Source organism: Lysobacter sp. TY2-98 (assembly GCF_003367355.1).
Classification (GTDB): Bacteria; Pseudomonadota; Gammaproteobacteria; order Xanthomonadales; family Xanthomonadaceae; genus Cognatilysobacter.
Map to the genome: position 1 here is coordinate 602364 of NZ_CP031413.1, position 18154 is coordinate 620517.

The 18154-nt window shown below is 65.8% G+C and carries 13 protein-coding genes; 3 read left to right on the top strand and 10 right to left on the bottom strand.

Annotated elements, in window-relative coordinates:
• Positions 1-36: 36 nt before the first annotated feature.
• From DWG18_RS02955 to DWG18_RS02970, 4 genes are all read right to left on the bottom strand, one after another.
• Positions 37-2955 carry a TonB-dependent receptor gene (locus DWG18_RS02955; protein ID WP_115645258.1) on the bottom strand — a complete coding sequence of 973 codons (2919 nt, stop codon included), beginning with the start codon at positions 2953-2955 and terminating at the stop codon, positions 37-39.
• A 226-nt stretch (positions 2956-3181) separates the two neighbouring features.
• A complete protein-coding gene (locus DWG18_RS02960) occupies positions 3182-6097 on the bottom strand; it encodes a TonB-dependent receptor (protein WP_115645260.1) in 2916 nt (971 codons plus the stop codon).
• Positions 6098-6326: 229 nt separating this feature from the next.
• Positions 6327-7163 (bottom strand): hypothetical protein, encoded by an 837-nt coding sequence (locus DWG18_RS02965; RefSeq protein ID WP_115645262.1) that lies wholly within the window; start codon positions 7161-7163, stop codon positions 6327-6329.
• Positions 7164-7265: 102 nt separating this feature from the next.
• Positions 7266-8174: an Hsp33 family molecular chaperone HslO gene (locus tag DWG18_RS02970; RefSeq protein ID WP_115645264.1), complete on the bottom strand. Its 909-nt coding sequence runs from the start codon at positions 8172-8174 to the stop codon at positions 7266-7268.
• Between the two features lie 74 nt (positions 8175-8248).
• Here DWG18_RS02970 and mtgA point away from each other — a divergent pair, with 74 nt between their 5' ends.
• Together mtgA and DWG18_RS02980 are read left to right on the top strand one after the other, a co-directional pair.
• Positions 8249-8974, top strand: a complete 726-nt coding sequence (gene mtgA, locus DWG18_RS02975) for a monofunctional biosynthetic peptidoglycan transglycosylase (protein ID WP_240318585.1) — start codon at positions 8249-8251, stop codon at positions 8972-8974.
• A 34-nt stretch (positions 8975-9008) separates the two neighbouring features.
• The gene (locus tag DWG18_RS02980) at positions 9009-9959 is read left to right on the top strand and encodes a glycosyltransferase family 2 protein (protein ID WP_115645268.1); all 951 of its coding nucleotides are present in this window, start codon (positions 9009-9011) and stop codon (positions 9957-9959) included.
• Here the strand turns inward: DWG18_RS02980 and DWG18_RS02985 are convergent.
• From DWG18_RS02985 to DWG18_RS03000, 4 genes are all read right to left on the bottom strand, one after another.
• Positions 9956-11938, bottom strand: coding sequence for an AsmA family protein (locus DWG18_RS02985; RefSeq protein WP_115645270.1), 1983 nt, complete (start codon positions 11936-11938; stop codon positions 9956-9958). The genes DWG18_RS02980 and DWG18_RS02985 overlap by 4 nt on opposite strands.
• A gap of 7 nt (positions 11939-11945) precedes the next feature.
• On the bottom strand, positions 11946-12365 hold the full coding sequence (locus DWG18_RS02990) for a hypothetical protein (RefSeq protein WP_115645272.1): 420 nt from the start codon (positions 12363-12365) through the stop codon (positions 11946-11948).
• Between the two features lie 73 nt (positions 12366-12438).
• Complete coding sequence (locus tag DWG18_RS02995) at positions 12439-13119, bottom strand: hemolysin III family protein (RefSeq protein WP_115645274.1); 681 nt, start codon at positions 13117-13119, stop codon at positions 12439-12441.
• A gap of 50 nt (positions 13120-13169) precedes the next feature.
• Positions 13170-14774: a peptide chain release factor 3 gene (locus DWG18_RS03000; protein WP_115645276.1), complete on the bottom strand. Its 1605-nt coding sequence runs from the start codon at positions 14772-14774 to the stop codon at positions 13170-13172.
• A gap of 177 nt (positions 14775-14951) precedes the next feature.
• Here DWG18_RS03000 and DWG18_RS03005 point away from each other — a divergent pair, with 177 nt between their 5' ends.
• Positions 14952-16046 (top strand): HDOD domain-containing protein, encoded by a 1095-nt coding sequence (locus DWG18_RS03005; protein ID WP_115645278.1) that lies wholly within the window; start codon positions 14952-14954, stop codon positions 16044-16046.
• Positions 16047-16052: 6 nt separating this feature from the next.
• On the opposite strand, the gene DWG18_RS03010 is transcribed toward DWG18_RS03005, so the two are convergent.
• A complete protein-coding gene (locus DWG18_RS03010) occupies positions 16053-16970 on the bottom strand; it encodes a M23 family metallopeptidase (RefSeq protein WP_240318586.1) in 918 nt (305 codons plus the stop codon).
• Positions 16967-18064, bottom strand: coding sequence for a phytase (locus tag DWG18_RS03015; protein ID WP_115645280.1), 1098 nt, complete (start codon positions 18062-18064; stop codon positions 16967-16969). The genes DWG18_RS03010 and DWG18_RS03015 overlap by 4 nt, the downstream gene beginning before the upstream one ends.
• Positions 18065-18154: the final 90 nt, after the last annotated feature.

Here is an 18154-nt window from a genome sequence, read left to right on the forward strand (position 1 = left end):
TCGGGGCCGTAGCGGGTGTTGCGATGGAGCGCCAGATTAGAACTTCTGGTTGTACGACATGTAGAAGAAACGGCCCGGAACTTCGTACTGCGGATCGAACGTATTGGCGAACGCGTTGAACACCAGCGGCGGATCCTTGGCGAACACGTTGTTAACACCGACCGTGATCTTCGCGTTCCACGGCGCCTTCCAGTACACGGACACGTCGTGATACGTCGTCGCACCGATGTAGTTCCGCGACAGCACCGGATCAACCGCACCCGTGGTCGGGTCCGTCACAGCCGCGTTGCAGAGCTCGCCGAAGCCGTAGTCGTTGTAATAGAACGGGCACGACTCTTCCTGGCGCGAGTAGAAGCGCGTGAACCACGTGGCGCCGAAGTCACCCTTCTCCCAACGCGTCATCATGTTGGCGCGGATGCGCCACTGATTGTTGTTCTGCGTGTAGTTGGCGACGTTGTTGCCGTTGTCGTTGCCGTCGATGATGCCGTCGTTGTTGTCGTCGATCTCGTTGAGCGACTGGTAGGTCGCGTCAAGCGAGAACGACAGCTTGCCCCAGCTCTGCTCCGGCAGCTTGTAGTTCGCCGTCAGGTCCCAGCCTTCGACGTTCTGCGCGCCGATGTTCAGACCGGCGGACAGCAGGTCATTGATCTGACCCGTGCCGTTGCGGTTAAACAGCGTGCAGTAGTTGCTGAGGCCCTGCAGGATGCAGCGATTCAGGATGTCCTGGCCCGAGAAGCTGGTGATGGCGTTACGCAGCTCGATGCGCCACCAGTCCAGCGACACGTCGAACGAACCCGGAACGTACTTCGGGCTCCACACGACGCCGAGGGTCTTGGTGGTCGACGTTTCCGGCTGCAGGTTCGGGTTGCCGCCGACACTGATACGGATCTGCGCATTACCCTGGTCGTAACCGCCGGCCGGGACGCCCTGCGCCGTGCAGCGCGCGCGCTGTTCCGGGGTCAGGATGTTGTAGCGGCCACCGAACGTCGTGGAGCACGGATCGGCGATGGTCGGGAACGAATCGGCGACGCCCTGGTACAGCTCGAGGATCGACGGGCCACGGAAGCCTTCGGCCCAGTTGCCGCGGACCATCAGCTCGTCAACCGGACGCCACTTGAAGCCGAACGCCGAGTTCGTGGTCTGGCCGAAGTTGCTGTAGTCCGAAATGCGCGACGACAGGTCGAACTCGAGCTGCTTGGCGAACGGCACGTCCTTGAGCAGCGGCACCGACAGTTCGACGTAGCCTTCCTGGATCGAGTAGCCGCCGCTGGTCGGCGTACGCGCGTTGCCCGTCGTGTTGCCCGAGGCGATCAGCGCGTCCGGCGAGTCGTAGCCCGACTCCGTACGACGCTCGACACCCGCTGCGAACGCCAGCATGCCGCCCGGCAGCTCGGCGATTTCGCCGGTGATGTTGGCGTAGTAGTCCTTCATTTTGTACGCGGTTTCGTCGTGTGCGACGAACGACGAGTACGACAGCATCTGCGGCGTGATCACGCCCGGCGCGCCGAGCAGGTTGAGCGGCACGCAGCCCGGGATCGCCGCGCCACCCGGCGCGACAACGCAGGTCGGCACGCCATTGCGCATTTCCGACGGACCGAGCGCATTGCGGAGAGCAAGGACGTTGAACAGGCCGTAGGTCGTGTCGTTCTCGTCGTTGCGGCCATACACCATGCCCGCATCCCACGTGAAGTAACGGTTCCAGCGCTCGAACGAACCTTCCAGGCCGCCGTTGAAGCCGAACGTGTCGACGTTCTGGTTGAACGAACGACCGCCCGTCTCGACCGCACGACGCTGGATACGCGTGACGTCCGCGCCAAACGGGTTGTACATGCTGAAGCGGGAGATCGTGATCTGCTTCGACTGCGTATTCGCGCCGGGGCCCGAGCCCAGGACGATCGGCATCGCGGCGAGCAGCTGCTCCGAACGACGGTTGTTGTACGTCGCGGTGATGAACGCGCTGACGTTGTCCGTCAGGTTGACCGAAGCGCGGCCGAAGATCGACTTGCGCTCCTGCGGCGTCAGCAGATAGTTGTCCGGCGCGAAGTTGTAGAGGTCGGCGCCGGTGCGATTGCGCCAGTTCAGACCGCTCTTGCCCGGGTCGTAGGTGAACTGGCCAGCGGTGCCGTTCGGACGGGTTTCGCCCACCGAGCAACCGGTTGCTGCCGAGTAGGTGCCCGTGCAGAGCGCGAAGCGGCCTGCCGGCGTCGTGGACGAACCAAACGCCACGCCGGTGTGATACGTCGGCTCAGCCGAGATCTCGCGATCGCCGGCCATGACCGGCTCTTCCTTGACGTAGCCGGCGCCGAACATGGCGCTGAAACGGTCGTCGGAGGTGCCGATGGTGAAGTCGTAGGACTGACGGAAGCCGTCGCCCTTGTCGAACATGCCGAGGTAGCCGTTGAGCTCGGCGCCCTGGTAGTCCGTACGCAGGATGACGTTGACCACGCCCGCGATCGCGTCGGAGCCGTAGATCGACGAGGCGCCGGCCTTCAGGACTTCGATGCGCTCGACCGCGGCGGTCGGGATGGTGTTGAGGTCGACCGCGCCACCGAGGCCCGTGCCACCGACCCAGCGACGGCCGTTGACGAGGACGAGGGTGCGGTTCGAACCGAGGTTACGCAGGCTGACGCGGGTTTCGCCGTTACCACCGTTGTTGAAGGTGGTGTTGAGGGTCGAACCGTTGGCGGCGAGGTTCTGGATCACGTCGCCGACCGAGGTCAGGCCCTGGGCCTGGATCTCTTCACGGTTGAGCGAAATGATCGGCTGCGAGGTCTCGGACTCGGCGCGGCGGATGCGCGAACCGGTCACTTCGACGCGGCCCAGCTCCTGGGTCTTGGTGTCGGTCGAGGGCGGGGTGGCGGTGGTGTTCTGCGCGTACGCAGCACCCGTACCGGCGGCGCTCACGGCGAGCGCGAAGGTGATCGCGTCCCGGAGCCTGGTGGTCTTAAAGGTCATTCTCTCTCTCTCCAAGTGAGTCTTGGTGTTTCCCATGGGAACCTCCCAGGCGGGCTCGGAGAACCCAATCCGATGAGGTCGGTCCCGATGGTAATCGGGTCCGCCAGAGAATTAAAGGGTCGTTAAGGCGATGCCGCCAAGCGGCTGTCAAGGGCCGCAAGGAGGGGGTCCTGAACGAACTACGGCCCCTTTCGGGGCCGTAGCGGTGTTACGGCGAAGCGTCGGATCAGAACTTCTGGTTGTACGACAGGTAGAAGAAGCGACCCGGGACTTCGTACTGAGGATCGAACGAGTTGGCGAACGCCGTGAACGCGGTCGGCGGATCCTTCGCGAACACATTGTTCACGCCAAGCGTGACCTTTGCGTTCCAAGGCGCCTTCCAATACGCGCTCACATCGGTGTAGGTCGTGCCGCCGATCGAGTTCTCGGAACCCGGCTGCACGATTCCCGCTCCGTTGACAGTGGCCTTGTTGCAGAGCTGGCCGAAGCCGAGGTCGTTCGCGCTGCCGATGAAGCGGCACGGCTCGTCCTGGCGCGAGTAATAACGCGTGAACCAGGTCGCGCCAAAATCGCCCTTCTCCCAACGCGTCATCAGGTTTGCACGGATGCGCCAGTTGTTGTTGCGATCCTGGTACTCGCCGACCACGCTGCCGCCGTCGAGAGCGTCGATGTCGCCGTCGCCGTCGTTATCGGACTCGTTGAGCGATTGGTAGGTCGTGTCAAGCGTGAACGACAACTTGCCCCAGCTCTGCTCCGGCAGGCGGTAGTTCGCGGTGAGGTCCCAGCCTTCGATGTTATTGGCGCCAATGTTCACGCCGCTCGACAACAGCGAGTTGACCACGCCGCCCGCGCTGCGCGAGTACTGATTGCAGAACGGCTGGATGCCGTTGAGGATGCATTGGTCGAGGATGAACTGACCCGAGAAGCGGGTGATCGTGTTGCGCAGTTCGATGCGCCACCAATCCAATGAGACATCGAACGAACCCGGGATGAACTTCGGGCTCCATACGACACCAAGCGTCTTGGTCGTCGACGTCTCCGGTCCGAGGTTCGGGTTGCCGCCGACGCTGATGCGGATCTGCGAGTTGCCCTGGTCGTAGCCTGCTGCCGGCACGCCCTGCGCGTTGCAGCGGGCCTTCTGCGTAGCGTCCAACGTGTTGTACTTGCCGCCGAACGTCGTGGAGCAGGGGTCCTGGATTGCCGGGAACGAGTCCGCGACGCCGCGATAGAGCTCGAGGATCGAGGGTGCGCGGAAGCCTTCCGCCCAGTTGCCGCGAACCATCACTTCGTCGATGGGACGCCACTTGAAGCCGAACGCCGAGTTCACGGTGCGGCCGAAGTTGCTGTAGTCCGACACGCGCGAGGACAGGTCGAACTCGAGCTGCTTGGCGCCCGGAACGTCCTTCAACAGCGGGACCGAGAGTTCCAGGTAGCCCTCGTCGATCGAGTAGCCACCCGAAGTCGCGGTGCGCGCGTTACCGGTGGTGTTGCCGGAGTTGATCAGTGCATCCGGCGAGTCGTAGCCGGATTCGGTGCGGTGTTCGAGGCCGGCCGCGAATGCCAGCATGCCACCCGGCAGCTCGGCGATTTCGCCGGTGATGTTGGCGTAGTAATCCTTCATCTTGTACGACAGTTCGTCGTGCGCCACGAAGGAGGAGTACGCCAGCATTTCCGGCGTGATCGAACCGGTCGCACCAAGGATGTTCATCGGCACGCAGCCTGGAATCACTGCACCGCCGGGAGCCGTGACGCACACTGGCACGCCGTTACGCATCTCGGACGGACCCAGCGCGTTCTTCAGCGCGAGGATATTGAACAGACCGTAGGTCGTGTCGTTCTCGTCGTTGCGGCCATACACCATGCCCGCGTCCCACGTGAAGTAACGGTTCCAACGCTCGAACGAGCCTTCCAGGCCGCCGTTGAAGCCGAACGTGTCGACATTCTGATTGAACGAACGACCGCCCGTCTCCGTCGTACGGCGCTGGATGCGCGACACCGGCGCACCGAACGGGTTGTACATGCTGAACTGGCTGACGCTGACCGTGCGCGCCTGCGTCGCAGTCGTTGCGGTGCCGAGCGTAATCGGCATCGCCGCGAGCAGCTGCTCCGAACGACGGTTGTTGTAGGTCGCGGTGATGAAGGCGCTGACGTTGTCCGTCAGATTGACCGAAGCGCGGCCGAAGATCGACTTGCGCTCCTGCGGAGTCAGCAGGTAGTTCTCGGGCGCGAAGTTATACAGGTCCGCCGGCGAGCTGAAGTTGCGCCAGTTGGTGCCGCTCTGGCCCGGATTGTAGGTGAACTGACCGCTGGTGCCGTTCGGACGGGTTTCGGCAATCGAGCATGCGCCCGTAACCGGGTTGATCGTCCCGCGACACAGGGCGTAACGGCCAAACGGGGTCGTCGTGCTGCCGAACGCGGTGCCCGTGTGGTAGACCGGCTCAGACGAGATCTCGCGATCGCCGGCCATGACCGGCTCTTCCTTGACGTAGCCGGCGCCGAACATGGCGCTGAAGCGGTCGTCGGAGGTGCCGATGGTGAAGTCGAACGATTCCTTGTTGCCGTCGCCCTTGTCGAACATGCCTACGTAGGCGTTGAGTTCGGCGCCCTGGTAGTCGGTGCGCAGGATGACGTTGACCACGCCCGCGATCGCGTCGGAGCCGTAGATCGACGAGGCGCCGGCCTTCAGGACTTCGATGCGCTCGACCGCGGCGGTCGGGATGGTGTTGAGGTCGACCGCGCCACCCAGGCCCGTGCCACCGACCCAGCGACGGCCGTTGACGAGGACGAGGGTACGGCTCGAGCCGAGGTTGCGCAGATTGACGCGGGTCTCGCCGTTACCACCGTTGTTGAAGGTGGTGTTGAGCGTGGAACCGTTGGCGGCGAGGTTCTGGATCACGTCGCCGACCGAGGTCAGGCCCTGGGCCTGGATCTCTTCGCGGTTGAGCGAAATGATCGGCTGGGAGGTCTCGGACTCGGCGCGGCGGATGCGCGAACCGGTCACTTCGACGCGGCCCAGCTCCTGAGCCTTCTTGCTGTCGTCGGCCGGAGCGTTCTGTGCGAACGCCGCGCCCGTGCCGGCGACGGTGCCCACGGCGAGCGCGAGAGTGATCGCGTCGCGGAGCGTGGATGTCTTGAACGTCATTGGATCTCTTCCCCAAAAGTGAATGGTCTTGCCCATGGAGCCCGCCGAACCGAGAGAGGTGATTCGTTAAGGCTTCGTGAGCCTAGCGCCAAAGTATGGTTGTGAACAATATGTTTTTAATCTTCCGATGAGTGGTTGTGTCGCACGCATAGATGAGATGAGGGTCGTGCGTCCACAAACAAAAACGCCGCCCTAGGGGCGGCGTTTATTCCATCAGCGGTAAGGAGAACTAAAGGTCTTGCTGGTACCGGACGTACGGCACCGCGCCTTCCTCTTCGTCACCGTTGCCTGGCGCGAACGGGTTACGTCCGCGGGTGACGACGTTTTCGGCGCCGACGCTGAGCTGGCCGCTCCACGGGGTGCGCCAGCTGAGGCCCAAGTCGAGGCCTTCCCAGCGGCCCGGCTGCATCGGCGAGTCCACGACGCGGCCGATCACATTCGCGCCGAAACGCCCCACGCTGGTGCCGACGCTCAGGGTCTTGATGTCCCAGCGGTCGGCCAGTTCCGGCACGGCTTCCGGCGACACGAGGCGCGCGCGCGCGATGGTGCCGGCGATGGATACCGTGGCCTCGCGACCGATGTTCTTCTCGCCGATCAGTGTGAGCGCGTTCTGGTTGACCCGCGAATTCGCATGGCCGGACGTGAGCCACGCCGGAAGCGTGTCGCGGCTGTTGTTGACGCCGACGCCGACGCGGAGACTCTTGTGCGACACCGTCGCGCCCGCGCTGGTCTGCTTCGCGCCGTGCGAATTGCCGAGCGAGGCGAGCAGGCAGTTGTCGGCGAGCGCGCTGATCGCGCTGCCGATGCCCGACTTGCGATCGCACAGCAGGCCGAGCGTGTCACCCGTGCCGACGCCGAGCGCGCTGTCGAGGCGCGTGTTGCCGAACTGCCACGTCGCGGTCGACACCGGTTCGAGGAGGAGAACCGCCTCGACCTTGCCACTGTCCTGGTTCCATACAGGAAGCGCCTGCGGACGCGGACGGGCGGCCTGCGCCGACGCAACGCCGACGACGGCCAGAAGGCCGACGGCGAGGAGGTTGCGGAACGGGCGGGCTCGGGACGTCACGTTGATTGCGACCGGGGCAGGAACCGGAAAGTTCCGGGCGTGTGAAGGGAGGGTTCAACTATAGGCGATTTATCAATCTTTAACAATCCGCTCGTCGTCCGGTCACTGCGGTCGGTCGGGTGAAGCCATTTCGCGGCGGGCGGTTTCGAACAGGGTGTCGACCTCGTCCGGGCTGAATACGTAGGACTGGCCGCAGAACTCGCAGCGGATCCGGGCCTCGCCGCCGGCCGCCGCCAGTCGCGCCTCCTCGTCGCCGATCGCGACGAGCATGGACTCAACCCGCGCGCGCGAACAGGAGCAGCCGAAGGCCAGCGGCTTGTCCGCCAGCAGCTCGACGCCGTCCTCGTGGAAAAGGCGGTGGAGCAGGTGGACGGCATCGGTGGCGAGCAGTTCGCCTTCCCCGAGGGTGTCGAACAGCGCGCCGATGCGATTCCAGCCGTCTGCATCCCCCTCGTCGCCGGGGAGCTTCTGCACCATGAGGCCGGCAGCGGTGTCGCCATTCGCCGCGAGCAGCAGGCGGGTCGGCAGTTGCTCGGACTGGCGGAAGTAGTCCTCGAAGGCGGCGTCGAGGCGATGTGCTTCGAGCGGGACGAGGCCCTGGTAACGCACCGGTTCGCCGTCCATGCCGTGGTTCTCGATGGTGATCGCGAGGATGCCGCCATGCCCCAGATCGCGTAGGTCAGCCGACACCTCGCCGGGCGCGTCCTCAGCCAGCTGAACGATGCCGCGCAGCGTGCCTGCAGCCGTGCACTCGGCGAACAGCGTGCGGATCGCGCCATCGCTGCGCATCTGCACGGACAGGCGCCCGTCGACCTTGGCGTGGCCTGTGAACAGTGCGGCGGCGGCGCAGGCCTGGCCCAGCATCGTCATCGCGGCGGCGGGGTACTGCTCGCGCTCGCGGATGTGGCGCCAGGTCTCGTCCAGGCGCACGTGTACGCCGCGCACGCCGGCGCGATGGATCAGGAAGCGGACGAGGTGGTCGCGTCCATCTGCGGAAATGGGATCGGTCATGGGGATCGTGGAAACGGCGCTTGGCCGATAATGCCCGGCGGAGCTGCAAGGCGATGCGACGACATGGGGGCGTAATGGGGACGACTCAAGACAAGGGCACGCGCCTGCGACGCTGGCTGCGTCGACTGCTGTGGCTCCCTGTGCTCTTCGCGGCGGTCACGGTGCTGCAGGTGGCGACGCTGCGCTTCGTCGACCCGTGGTTCTCGAGCTTCATGATGATCCGACAGTTCGAGGCCTGGGGCGAGGGCGATTTCCACTATCGCACCGCATACGACTGGCGCGATCTCGATCGCATGTCGCCGAGCCTTCCCGTCGCGCTGGTCGCGGCCGAGGACCAGCGGTTCGCCGACCATTTCGGCTTCGACTTCGCGGCGATGGAAAAAGCCGAGCGCAACAACGCGCGCGGTCGGAAGTTGCGCGGCGGCAGCACGATCAGCCAGCAGCTCGCGAAGAACCTGTTTCTCTGGGGCGGACGCAGCTACGTGCGCAAGGGCGTCGAGGCCTGGTACACGCTGCTCATCGAGGCCATGTGGCCCAAGCAGCGCATCATCGAGGTGTACGCGAACGTCGTGGAGTTCGGCGACGGCGTGTATGGCGCGCAGGCGGCGTCGCGACGCTACTTCGGCAAGGACGCGTCGCGCCTGGCGCCCGCGGATTCGGCACGGCTCGCCGCCGTTCTGCCGGCTCCCAAGCGCTACAGCGTGGCGCGACCCGGGCCGTACGTCGCGCATCGCGCCCGCGCGATCCAGCATCAGATGGCGATGATCGGCGGATCGAACTACCTCGAACGCCTGGATTGAGCGCTTTGCACGGCCGGGCGATTAGGATGCGCGCATGCATATTGACCGCCTGACCGTCGTCGTCGCCGCCTGCAACGAGGCCGAGAGCCTGCCGTTGCTGCACCCGCGGATCGTGGCGGCGTTCGACGGTATCGAGCACCTCGACGGGCGCGTTCTGTATGTCGACGACGGCAGCACGGACGCCACCTGGCGCGTGTTGGCCGACATCGCCGCTCATGACGCGCGCGTGTCGCTGCTGCGCCTGTCGCGCAATTTCGGCAAGGAAGCCGCGCTTACGGCGGGCCTCGACCTGGTGGACGAGGGTGGCGCGCTGATCCTCGATGCGGACGGCCAGGATCCGCCGGAGCTGATCCCGATGTTCGTCGCGAAATGGCGCGAGGGTTTCGACGACGTGTATGGCACCCGGACGATGCGCGCGGGCGAGGGGCTTGCAAAGCGGGCGACGGCGCACGCGTTCTATCGTGTGATCGGACGCCTGTCGCGGACGCCGATCCCGGCCGACACCGGCGACTTCCGCTTGCTGTCGCAGCGGTCGCTCAGCGCGCTTCGCCAGCTGCGCGAACGGCATCGTTTCATGAAGGGTCTCTTCGGCTGGGTCGGCTTTCGACGCGTGGCGATTCCGTATGAGCGCGACGCGCGCCTCGCCGGCGGTAGCAAGTTCAACTTCTGGCGCCTGTGGAATTTCGCGATCGAGGGCATCACCAGCTTCTCGACGGCACCCTTGCGGATCGCGACCTACATCGGCCTCGCGACCGCGGTGCTCGCGTTCGTGTATGGGGTCTGGATCATCGTCAAAGCGTTCGTATGGGGCGATCCGGTCGCCGGCTGGCCGACCATGATGGCCGTGATCCTTTTCCTCGGCGGCACGCAGCTCATCGCGCTGGGGCTGATCGGTGAATACCTCGGCCGCATCTACGACGAATCGAAGCGGCGCCCGTTGTATCTGGTCGACGAATTCCGCCCGGCCGACGCCGACGGCGGCTAGCGCGCGTACTGCCCGCCGCAGTTCGCGTCCTTGCCGCCGCCAAGCTCCATTGTTGCTAGCAGGGCGGCGGGCGGCGCGATGTGACCGAGCGCGATCGCGAGCGCGGCGCGCAGGCCGACACGTGCCATGTCCGGCCGGAAATGCGGCTGTTTGAAGGTGCCGGTGAGATAGAGCGGCGCGCGGAACGACAGCAGGCTGCGATCCTTTGGACGCGGTCGCAGCTTCAGGTTGAGCGTTTCGTCGCGCAGGCTGATGGTGCCTTCGCCGACGATGATCGTGTCCGTAGTATCGAAGGCGAGCGACTTCGCGCTCATCACGCCGTTGTTGACGGCGAAGTCGCCGAACGCGCAACGCACGGGGATCTGCTTGTCGCCGCCGATCATGAACTTCAGCGACTCCTGCACGTCCAGGCCCGCAAGTTCCATGACCAGGTTGCTGATGCGCCCCGAACCCATGCCGATCCCGACGCCGCCGTCCGACGAACCGAGGATCGCGGCGATGGAATTGCCGGTGCCGGCGAGCGTGGCCTCGCCGCCAACCTTGCCGACCGCCTGTTTCACCAGTTCGGCGCGCGGCATCAGGCGACCGAGATTCAAGCCGCGTGCGCTGATCTGCGCGCGCGTGCGGATCGGCGACTCGCGTGCGTCCATGCGGATGGTCGAGCGGATGTCGCCGCCTGCGACGCCGAAGTTCAGCGGTTCGAGACGCAACAGGCCGTTGTCGAGCTTGAGGTGCGCATCCATGTCGTCGAGCGGCAGCGACAGCGAGCTGATCTGCGTCGCGCGCAAGGTCACGTCCGCATCCATCGAGCGCAGCTTGTCGAGGTGATAGGGCTCATTCGGAAATACGCGAGGGTTCGCGGCGTCGCGCGCGGCCTTGGCGGCGAGCTCGGGATTCGTGCTTTCGCCACCCGCGGCGGTCGGTGCTCGACCGATGAAGCCGGCGAGGTCATCGAAGTCGAGGTGGTTCGAGATGAAACGGCCCTTCAGGAACGGACGCTTGCCGCCGGTCACGAAGGTGGCGTCGCCCGACAGGTCGCTGTCGCCGACGCGGCCTTTGAACTTGTCGTAGTGCCATGACGTGCGGCTGCCGTCGACATCGCGCGTGAGTCGGCCGTCGAGTGCGTACGGCGGCGTCGGCGGTGCGGCGAGGCCGAACAGCGGATAGAGGTCATCGAGGTTCTCGCCTGCGAGTGCGAGCTGCAGGTTGAAATCCGCGAAGCGCAGCGGATCGAGCAGCGTGCCGCGTGCATGCGCGCGCGTGCGACCAGCCGACGCGTGCACGTCGACGTGGTAGGGCGTCTCGCGGTTCGCGAGTTGCAACGGCGACTCCGCGCGCCCTTCGAGCGTGAATGGATTGCCCCGCCAGTGACCCGTGCCTTTTGCGGTGAAGGGCGGCGGTCGACCGTCCTTCGCCGCTTCGCTCTGCACCGAGATGCTGATGTCGGTCTTCTTGGGTGGATCGAGGAGTTCGAAGTGGCCGTCGTTGACCCACAGATTGCGGAACTCGACTTTCGTCGTGCTCGGATTCTTCTTGTCGAACACCCAATTGCCGCCGTGCACGCCGGTCTCGAGGTTGACCACGGGCTTTTCCAGCCAGATCCCCGGAATGCGCACCTGGCGCTTGAACAACGGGCGAATCTCGACGCGCGCGGTGATCTTGTCGGTCTGCGCCATCAGCGGGCGCTTCGCCCACGTCGCGTTCGAAAAGGTGACGCGTTCGGCGCTGATCGTCGGCACCCAGCCGAGTTTGACGTCGAGATTTCCGTTGATATGCAGTTCGCGGCCGGTCTTCGCGTGGACCAGCTTCTCGACAGGACGACGGAACCAGTTCCAGTCCCAGAAGATGATGAGCAGGATGATCCCGATCGCCAGCAACGCGAGCAGCGTGCGGAACGGATGACGGACGATCGCGCCGACCGGCGATCCACCGTGCTGGGTCGGTGGCGTTTCGGCCGGTGTGGACGCGGTCGTCGTCATGCCGTGATCAGCCGCCCGCGCAGCGCGAGATCGCGCCCTCGTCCGGGGCCAATTCGCCTTGGCCGTCCTTCATGCGGAACGACAGCGCCTCGCCCTGGAAGTGAAACGCGTCGTCGGGATCGCGTGCGATCTGAACGGTGCGGCCGTCGTTGAGGGTCACGACGGCGACGAGATCCGCGATGTCGACCTTGCTTCCGTTGTCACAGGTGAAGGCCGCAGGCGCGCGTGGGTTGGGTGCCGCAGGTGCATCGGACGTCGTCGCGGTGGCGGAGTCTTCGCCGGTGCGCGTGGACGCGCTGCTGGCCGGCGTTGCCGCATTCGGCGTGTCGTTTGTCGGCGTCGTCGCATCGCCCTTGTCGCGCGAACACGCGGTCAAGGCGAGTGCGAACGTCAGCGCGATGAGCAAGCGGTGCGACGGATGCGACATGGGTGCGTCCAACGGAAGTGGGCGCACATTCTCCGGCCGACAGTCGACGACCGGTGAATCCGTTGCGTTCGGTTCAGACCACCTGGCGCAGCACCGCAACGTAATGGCAGACGCTGCCCGCTACGCAGAACAGGTGCCAGACCGCGTGCGCATAGCGTGAATTGCGCAGGTAGAAGACGGTGCCGAACGTGTAGGCCACGCCGCCCGCCAGCAGCCAGCCGAGCGTGGTCGTGTCGACAGCCTGCATCAACGGGCGGATTGCGATGACCGCGAGCCAGCCCATGGCGACGTAGAGCGCGGTCGATGTGCGCTTGAAACGTCCGGTGAAGAACAGCTTGAAGACGATGCCGGCGACGGCGAGCGTCCAGATCGCGGCGAACAGGCTCCAACCCCATGGGCCACGCAGGTCGATCAGCGTGAACGGTGTGTAGGTGCCGGCGATCAGCAGATAGATCGCGCAGTGGTCGAGCACCTTGAGGCGAGCCTTGACCACCGGGTTGCGGATCGCGTGATAGAGCGTCGACGCCAGATACAGCAGCAGCAGGCAGACGCCGAAGACGATCGCGCTCGCCAGCTGCCAGCCGTCGCCCCACACCGCGGCGAGGGTGACGAGCACGGAACCGGCGGCAAGCGCAGCGATCGCGCCGACGCCGTGCGTCAGCGCATTCGCGAGTTCATGGGTCGCGGTGCGCAGCCCGTCGTTGCGGGGCGGCACGGCGGCCGAGCGGGGGTCGAGGCCGGTGGAGGCGTCCATGCCCGCATCCTAACGTACGGATGCGAATGGCTTGCAACACCGGTGGTCGGTCAGTCGATGCCCACTGCATGGGCGTGCTCGCGGGTGGCGAGGAACTGGACCGCCGGCGCGCGTTCCTGAGCCAGCTGCAGGTTGACGCGGGTCGGTGCGAGATACACCAGCTCGCCCGCTGCGTCGATCGCAAGATTCATCGCGTTCTTCTCGCGGAATTCCTCGAGCTTCTTCGCATCGTCGCAACGGATCCAGCGCGCGGTCGCGACCTGCACCTGCTCGAAGCTGGCATCGACGCCGTATTCGTCCTTCAGGCGATACGCGACGACGTCGAACTGCAGCATGCCGACCGCGCCCAGGATCAGGTCGTTCGACATGAGCGGGCGGAAGAACTGCGTCGCACCTTCCTCGGACAGCTGTGCGAGACCCTTCTGCAGCTGCTTGAGCTTGAGCGGATCACGCAGGCGCGCGCGACGGAACAGTTCGGGCGCGAAGTTCGGGATGCCGGTGAAGCTCAGCGCCTCGCCTTCGGTGAACGAGTCGCCGATCGAGATGGTGCCGTGATTGTGGATGCCGATGACGTCGCCGGGATACGCGGCTTCGGCGATCTCGCGGTCGCTGGCCATGAAGGTCAGCGCGTTGGCGAGCTTCACTTCCTTGCCGCTGCGCACGTGGAACGCCTTCATGCCGGCTTTGAACTCGCCGGAGCAGATGCGCATGAACGCGACGCGGTCGCGATGCATCGGGTCCATGTTCGCCTGGATCTTGAACACGAAGCCGGTGAGTTTGGGTTCAGTCGGCTCGACGTCTCGGCCCGTCGTCGCACGCACCTTGGGCGAGGGCGCATGTTCGACGAAGAAGTCGAGCAGCAACTGCACGCCGAAGTTGTTCACGGCCGAGCCGAAGAACACCGGCGTCTGCTCGCCGCGCAGGTACTTCTCGACATCGAACGGATGCGACGCACCTTCGACCAGTTCGAGTTCGTCGCGTAGCTCCGCAAGCATCTGCGCACCGATGCGCGCCTCGAGTTCTGAATCGTCGATGGACGCGAAGATCGTGGAATCCTGGCGGGTGAAATTTCGGCCCTGCTCGTACAGGTGCACTTCGCCAGTGACGAGGTGCACGACGCCCTTGAGGCGCTGGCCCATGCCGATCGGCCACGTCACCGGCGCGCACTGGATGCCGAGTACGCTCTCGACTTCGTCGAGCAGATCAATCGGGCTCTTGCCCTCGCGATCGAGCTTGTTGATGAAGGTCATGATCGGCGTGTCGCGCAGGCGGCACACCTCCATCAGCTTGATCGTGCGTTCCTCGACGCCCTTGGCGACGTCGATGACCATCAGCGCGCTGTCGACCGCGGTGAGCACGCGGTAGGTGTCCTCGCCGAAGTCGGCATGGCCTGGCGTGTCGAGCAGGTTGACGATGCGGCCTTCGTACGGGAACTGCATCACGGACGAGGTGACCGAGATGCCGCGCTCCTTTTCAAGCGCCATCCAGTCGGACGTCGCGTGGCGCGCGGCCTTGCGGCCCTTCACGCTGCCCGCCATCTGGATCGCGCCGCCGAACAGCAGCAGCTTTTCCGTCAGCGTGGTCTTGCCGGCGTCGGGATGCGAAATGATGGCGAAGGTGCGGCGGCGCAGCGCCTCGAGGGAAACATCGGACATGGCGTCGGCGCGCTAGTCGCGCGGCAGCAGATCGGGGAGGGCCGCGATTATAGCCGGCGGCGCCGGGCACGCCGCCGAAACGCGCGGTGCGTCGCAGTCCCGCGATCCGGTGGCTCAGGTAGATGAAGAACGCCGGCCGGCGGCCGTTACTCCGTCCAGACCACTAGCGTCGAGGGAATGTCGGTGTACATCGTGATCGTCGGTGAGGAAGGCGGGCGTGCGGGCGAGCTCCAGCTCGCACTGCAGGATTTCGGCCTGGACTGGAAGGTCGACTGGCTCACCGGATCCGGCGATGTGGTCACGCTGCCCGCCGATCGCCGCATCGACGTGGTCGTCAGCGACATGCAGGTGGGCCGGATGGCGGGCGCTGCGCTGCTGGAGCAGGTGCGCACGCTGCATCCCGAAGCGGCACGCATCCTCCTGCTCGATCGCGGCCACAGCAGCGACGCGATGCAGGCGCTCGACATCGCGCACCGCTTCCTGCGCAAGCCGCTCGACGCCGGCGAACTGATCGAGGCGGTCGAGAGCGTGCAGGAACTGCGCGACCTGCTCACCAATCCCACGCTCGTGCAGACGATCGGTCTCGTCAGTTCGCTGCCGCCGCCGCCCAAGCTCTACCTCGAGCTCGAACGGCTGATGCAGGACCCGGACGTGAGCGCGGCGGAGATCGCGACGCTGATCTCACAGGATCCGGCGGTCGTCGCCAAGGTGCTGCGCCTGTGCAATTCCGCATATTTTTCCGCGGGCCGTGCCATCACCGACATGCGCACCGCGGTGACGCGCCTGGGGACCAAGATTCTTCAGCGCCTCGTGCTGACCACCGAAGCGTTCGGCGAAGGCACGATGTCGCCGAGCGAGCGCGAGGCGATGCAGGAACGCGCATTGCGGACGTCGCGTCTCGCGAGTCAGTTGCTCACCGGTCCGAGCGCGGAACTCGCGGCGACTGCGGCGTTGCTCGCGGAAGTCGGCAAGTTGCTGCCGGGTGTGAACCGCGGCGGCGCGAACGACAGCGGCCCGCACTACGCCGAAGCCGGCGCGTATCTGCTCGGTCTGTGGGGCCTGCCGATGCCGATCGTCGAAGCGGTCGCGTATCACCATCGCCCGGGCGCGGTGCGCATGTCGGGCTTCTGGGTGCCGGGCGCGGTGCATGTCGCCTGCGCGCTGGTGTCGGACCTGCCGCTCGACGAGGAATACCTGCGCTCGACGTTCCAGCTCGAGCGCCTGCCCGAATGGCGCGAGAAGGCCGAAAAGCTCGCCGCTGTCCCGGCGTGAGGTGCGTCAGCCGCCGCTGAGGTTGAGCGGCCCCTGCGGGCCGCGCATGCGGAAACGGATCGACTCGAGTCGCATGCCGCGATTCACCTGCACGGCGAAATGCAGGTGCGGGCCCGTGGTGAAGCCGGTGTTGCCCGACAGCGCGATCTGCTGACCCGCACGCACGCGCTGGCCGGCACGCACGAGCATGCCGTCGAGCTTGAGGTGCGCGTAGATGGCCATCGTGCCGTCGTCGTGCAGGATGCGGATGAGGTTGGCGCGACCGGCGTAACGCTCGCGATCGAGGCCCGCCTTCGAGAAATCCGATTCGACTTCCATGACGACGCCGTCGCGCGCCGCCAGTACCGGCGTGCCGATCGGCGCGGCGAGGTCGAGTGCGTAGCGATTCTGTTCGTCGTCGTGGCTGAAGCTGCCGCCGAAACCCTGGTCGATATGCCAGCCCGCCATGCGCAACGGCAGCAGGTATTCGACGTCCTGTGGCCGTGCCTTCGGATCGCCGGGCACCACGTCCATGCGCAGTTCGAAGTCACCGGGTGCATTGCTGTCGACCGTATCGAGCAGGCTGACCACGGTGTGCCCGTAGGCGGGCACCACGGTGCGCGCAGGAAGGTCGGGATCGCCGCGCACGTTGTCGGCGCGCGCGAAGTCCAGACGCACCTCGACCGGGCCGGCCAGGCGGTTGTCGGCGATGGCCTGGAACGCGCGACCCACCTGCTGCGTGCGCAGCGACGCGATCGCCGAGGGTTCGGCGACTACCGGAATCACGCGCACGCCGGAAGGCGAGGCTGCCTTGGGGTCGGGCCGGTGATCGCCGTAATGCACCACGCCGCGTGAATCCACCCAGCGATACACCTTGCCGGCATATGCAAGTGGCAGCGCTGCGAGCAGCAGCGTGGCGAGCAGCGTGCGGCCGAACGTGCTCACTGCGCGCAGCGCTCGGACAGGTGCAGCGCAGTCGCAACGTCGCGCAGATCAAATGCGGTGATCGCGCGATCGTCATGCACGGCGTACATCACGCCGTGCGGAAAGCTCGGCGTCGCCGCGGCGTACAGCGAAATTCCGTCGGTATGCGAGGTGGTGCGGCCCTCGAAGGAGCCGACGGGCGCGAGCGTCGTGCGATCGAACACGTGGAAAACCGTGTGCGGCGCGAGCTGGTCGACGCCGACCCAGTAGCCGACATCGGCGTCGCAGGTCCACAGTGCGACGCCCTCCGCTTGCGCGGTGAACGTGCCGGACGCGGTCGAGCGTCCCGTATAGCGGCCGTCGAAGCCGTACTCGCGCAGCGTGGAGGGACGCGCAGTGTCTTCGTCGGCGACGAGCAGCCGATCGTTCGCCGGATCGCCGGCGATGGACTCGACGATGTGCAGTGACGCGGCATCGGTCGTGTCTCCGAACGAGCCGACGAGACGCGCATGCACGCGATCCGGGCCGTCGACATCCACGCGGAAACGCTTCACGCGTTGTGCGAGTTGCGGCAGCGGCGGCACGACATCGAACTTCGCGCCGTCCATGAAGTTGTCGGTGACGTAGACATCGAGATCACCGGGTTCGACTTCGTGGATCCACAGGCCGTACGGGCTGCGCAGGTCGGTGTCGCCGAAGGTCGCGACGCTCTTGAAGTCGGGCAGCGACAGCACCTGCACGCGATGGTTGTCGCGCTCGACGACGAACACGAAGTCGCCATGCACGGCGACCCCGTTCGGCCGGTTGAACTGCCCCGGCGCGGTGCCGCGGCTGCCGACCTCGCTCAGGCGCTCGCCGCTGTCACCGTCGTAGACGACGAGGCGATGCGTCGACTTCGCAGTGACGATCACCCACGTGCGGCCGTCTTCGGTCGACCACGTCGCGGGCGAGTCGAGTTCGTCATCCGGGCTTTCGACCGAGACGAAGCGTTCGGGGACGACGGTGGCGGTCGGTGCCGGGACGGTGGACGGCGGCGGAGTCGAAGTCGCGGGCGGGCGCGTCGTCGCGCAGCCGGCGAGGGCCGCGATCAGCGCGGCGGGGACAAGGAATCGCATGCCGGCAGTGTACGAGCCGCGGCTGGCCGCGACCTGAGCGAACCATTCATCGCTTCATCGCAATGAAGCGATTGACAGTCCGGAAATCGG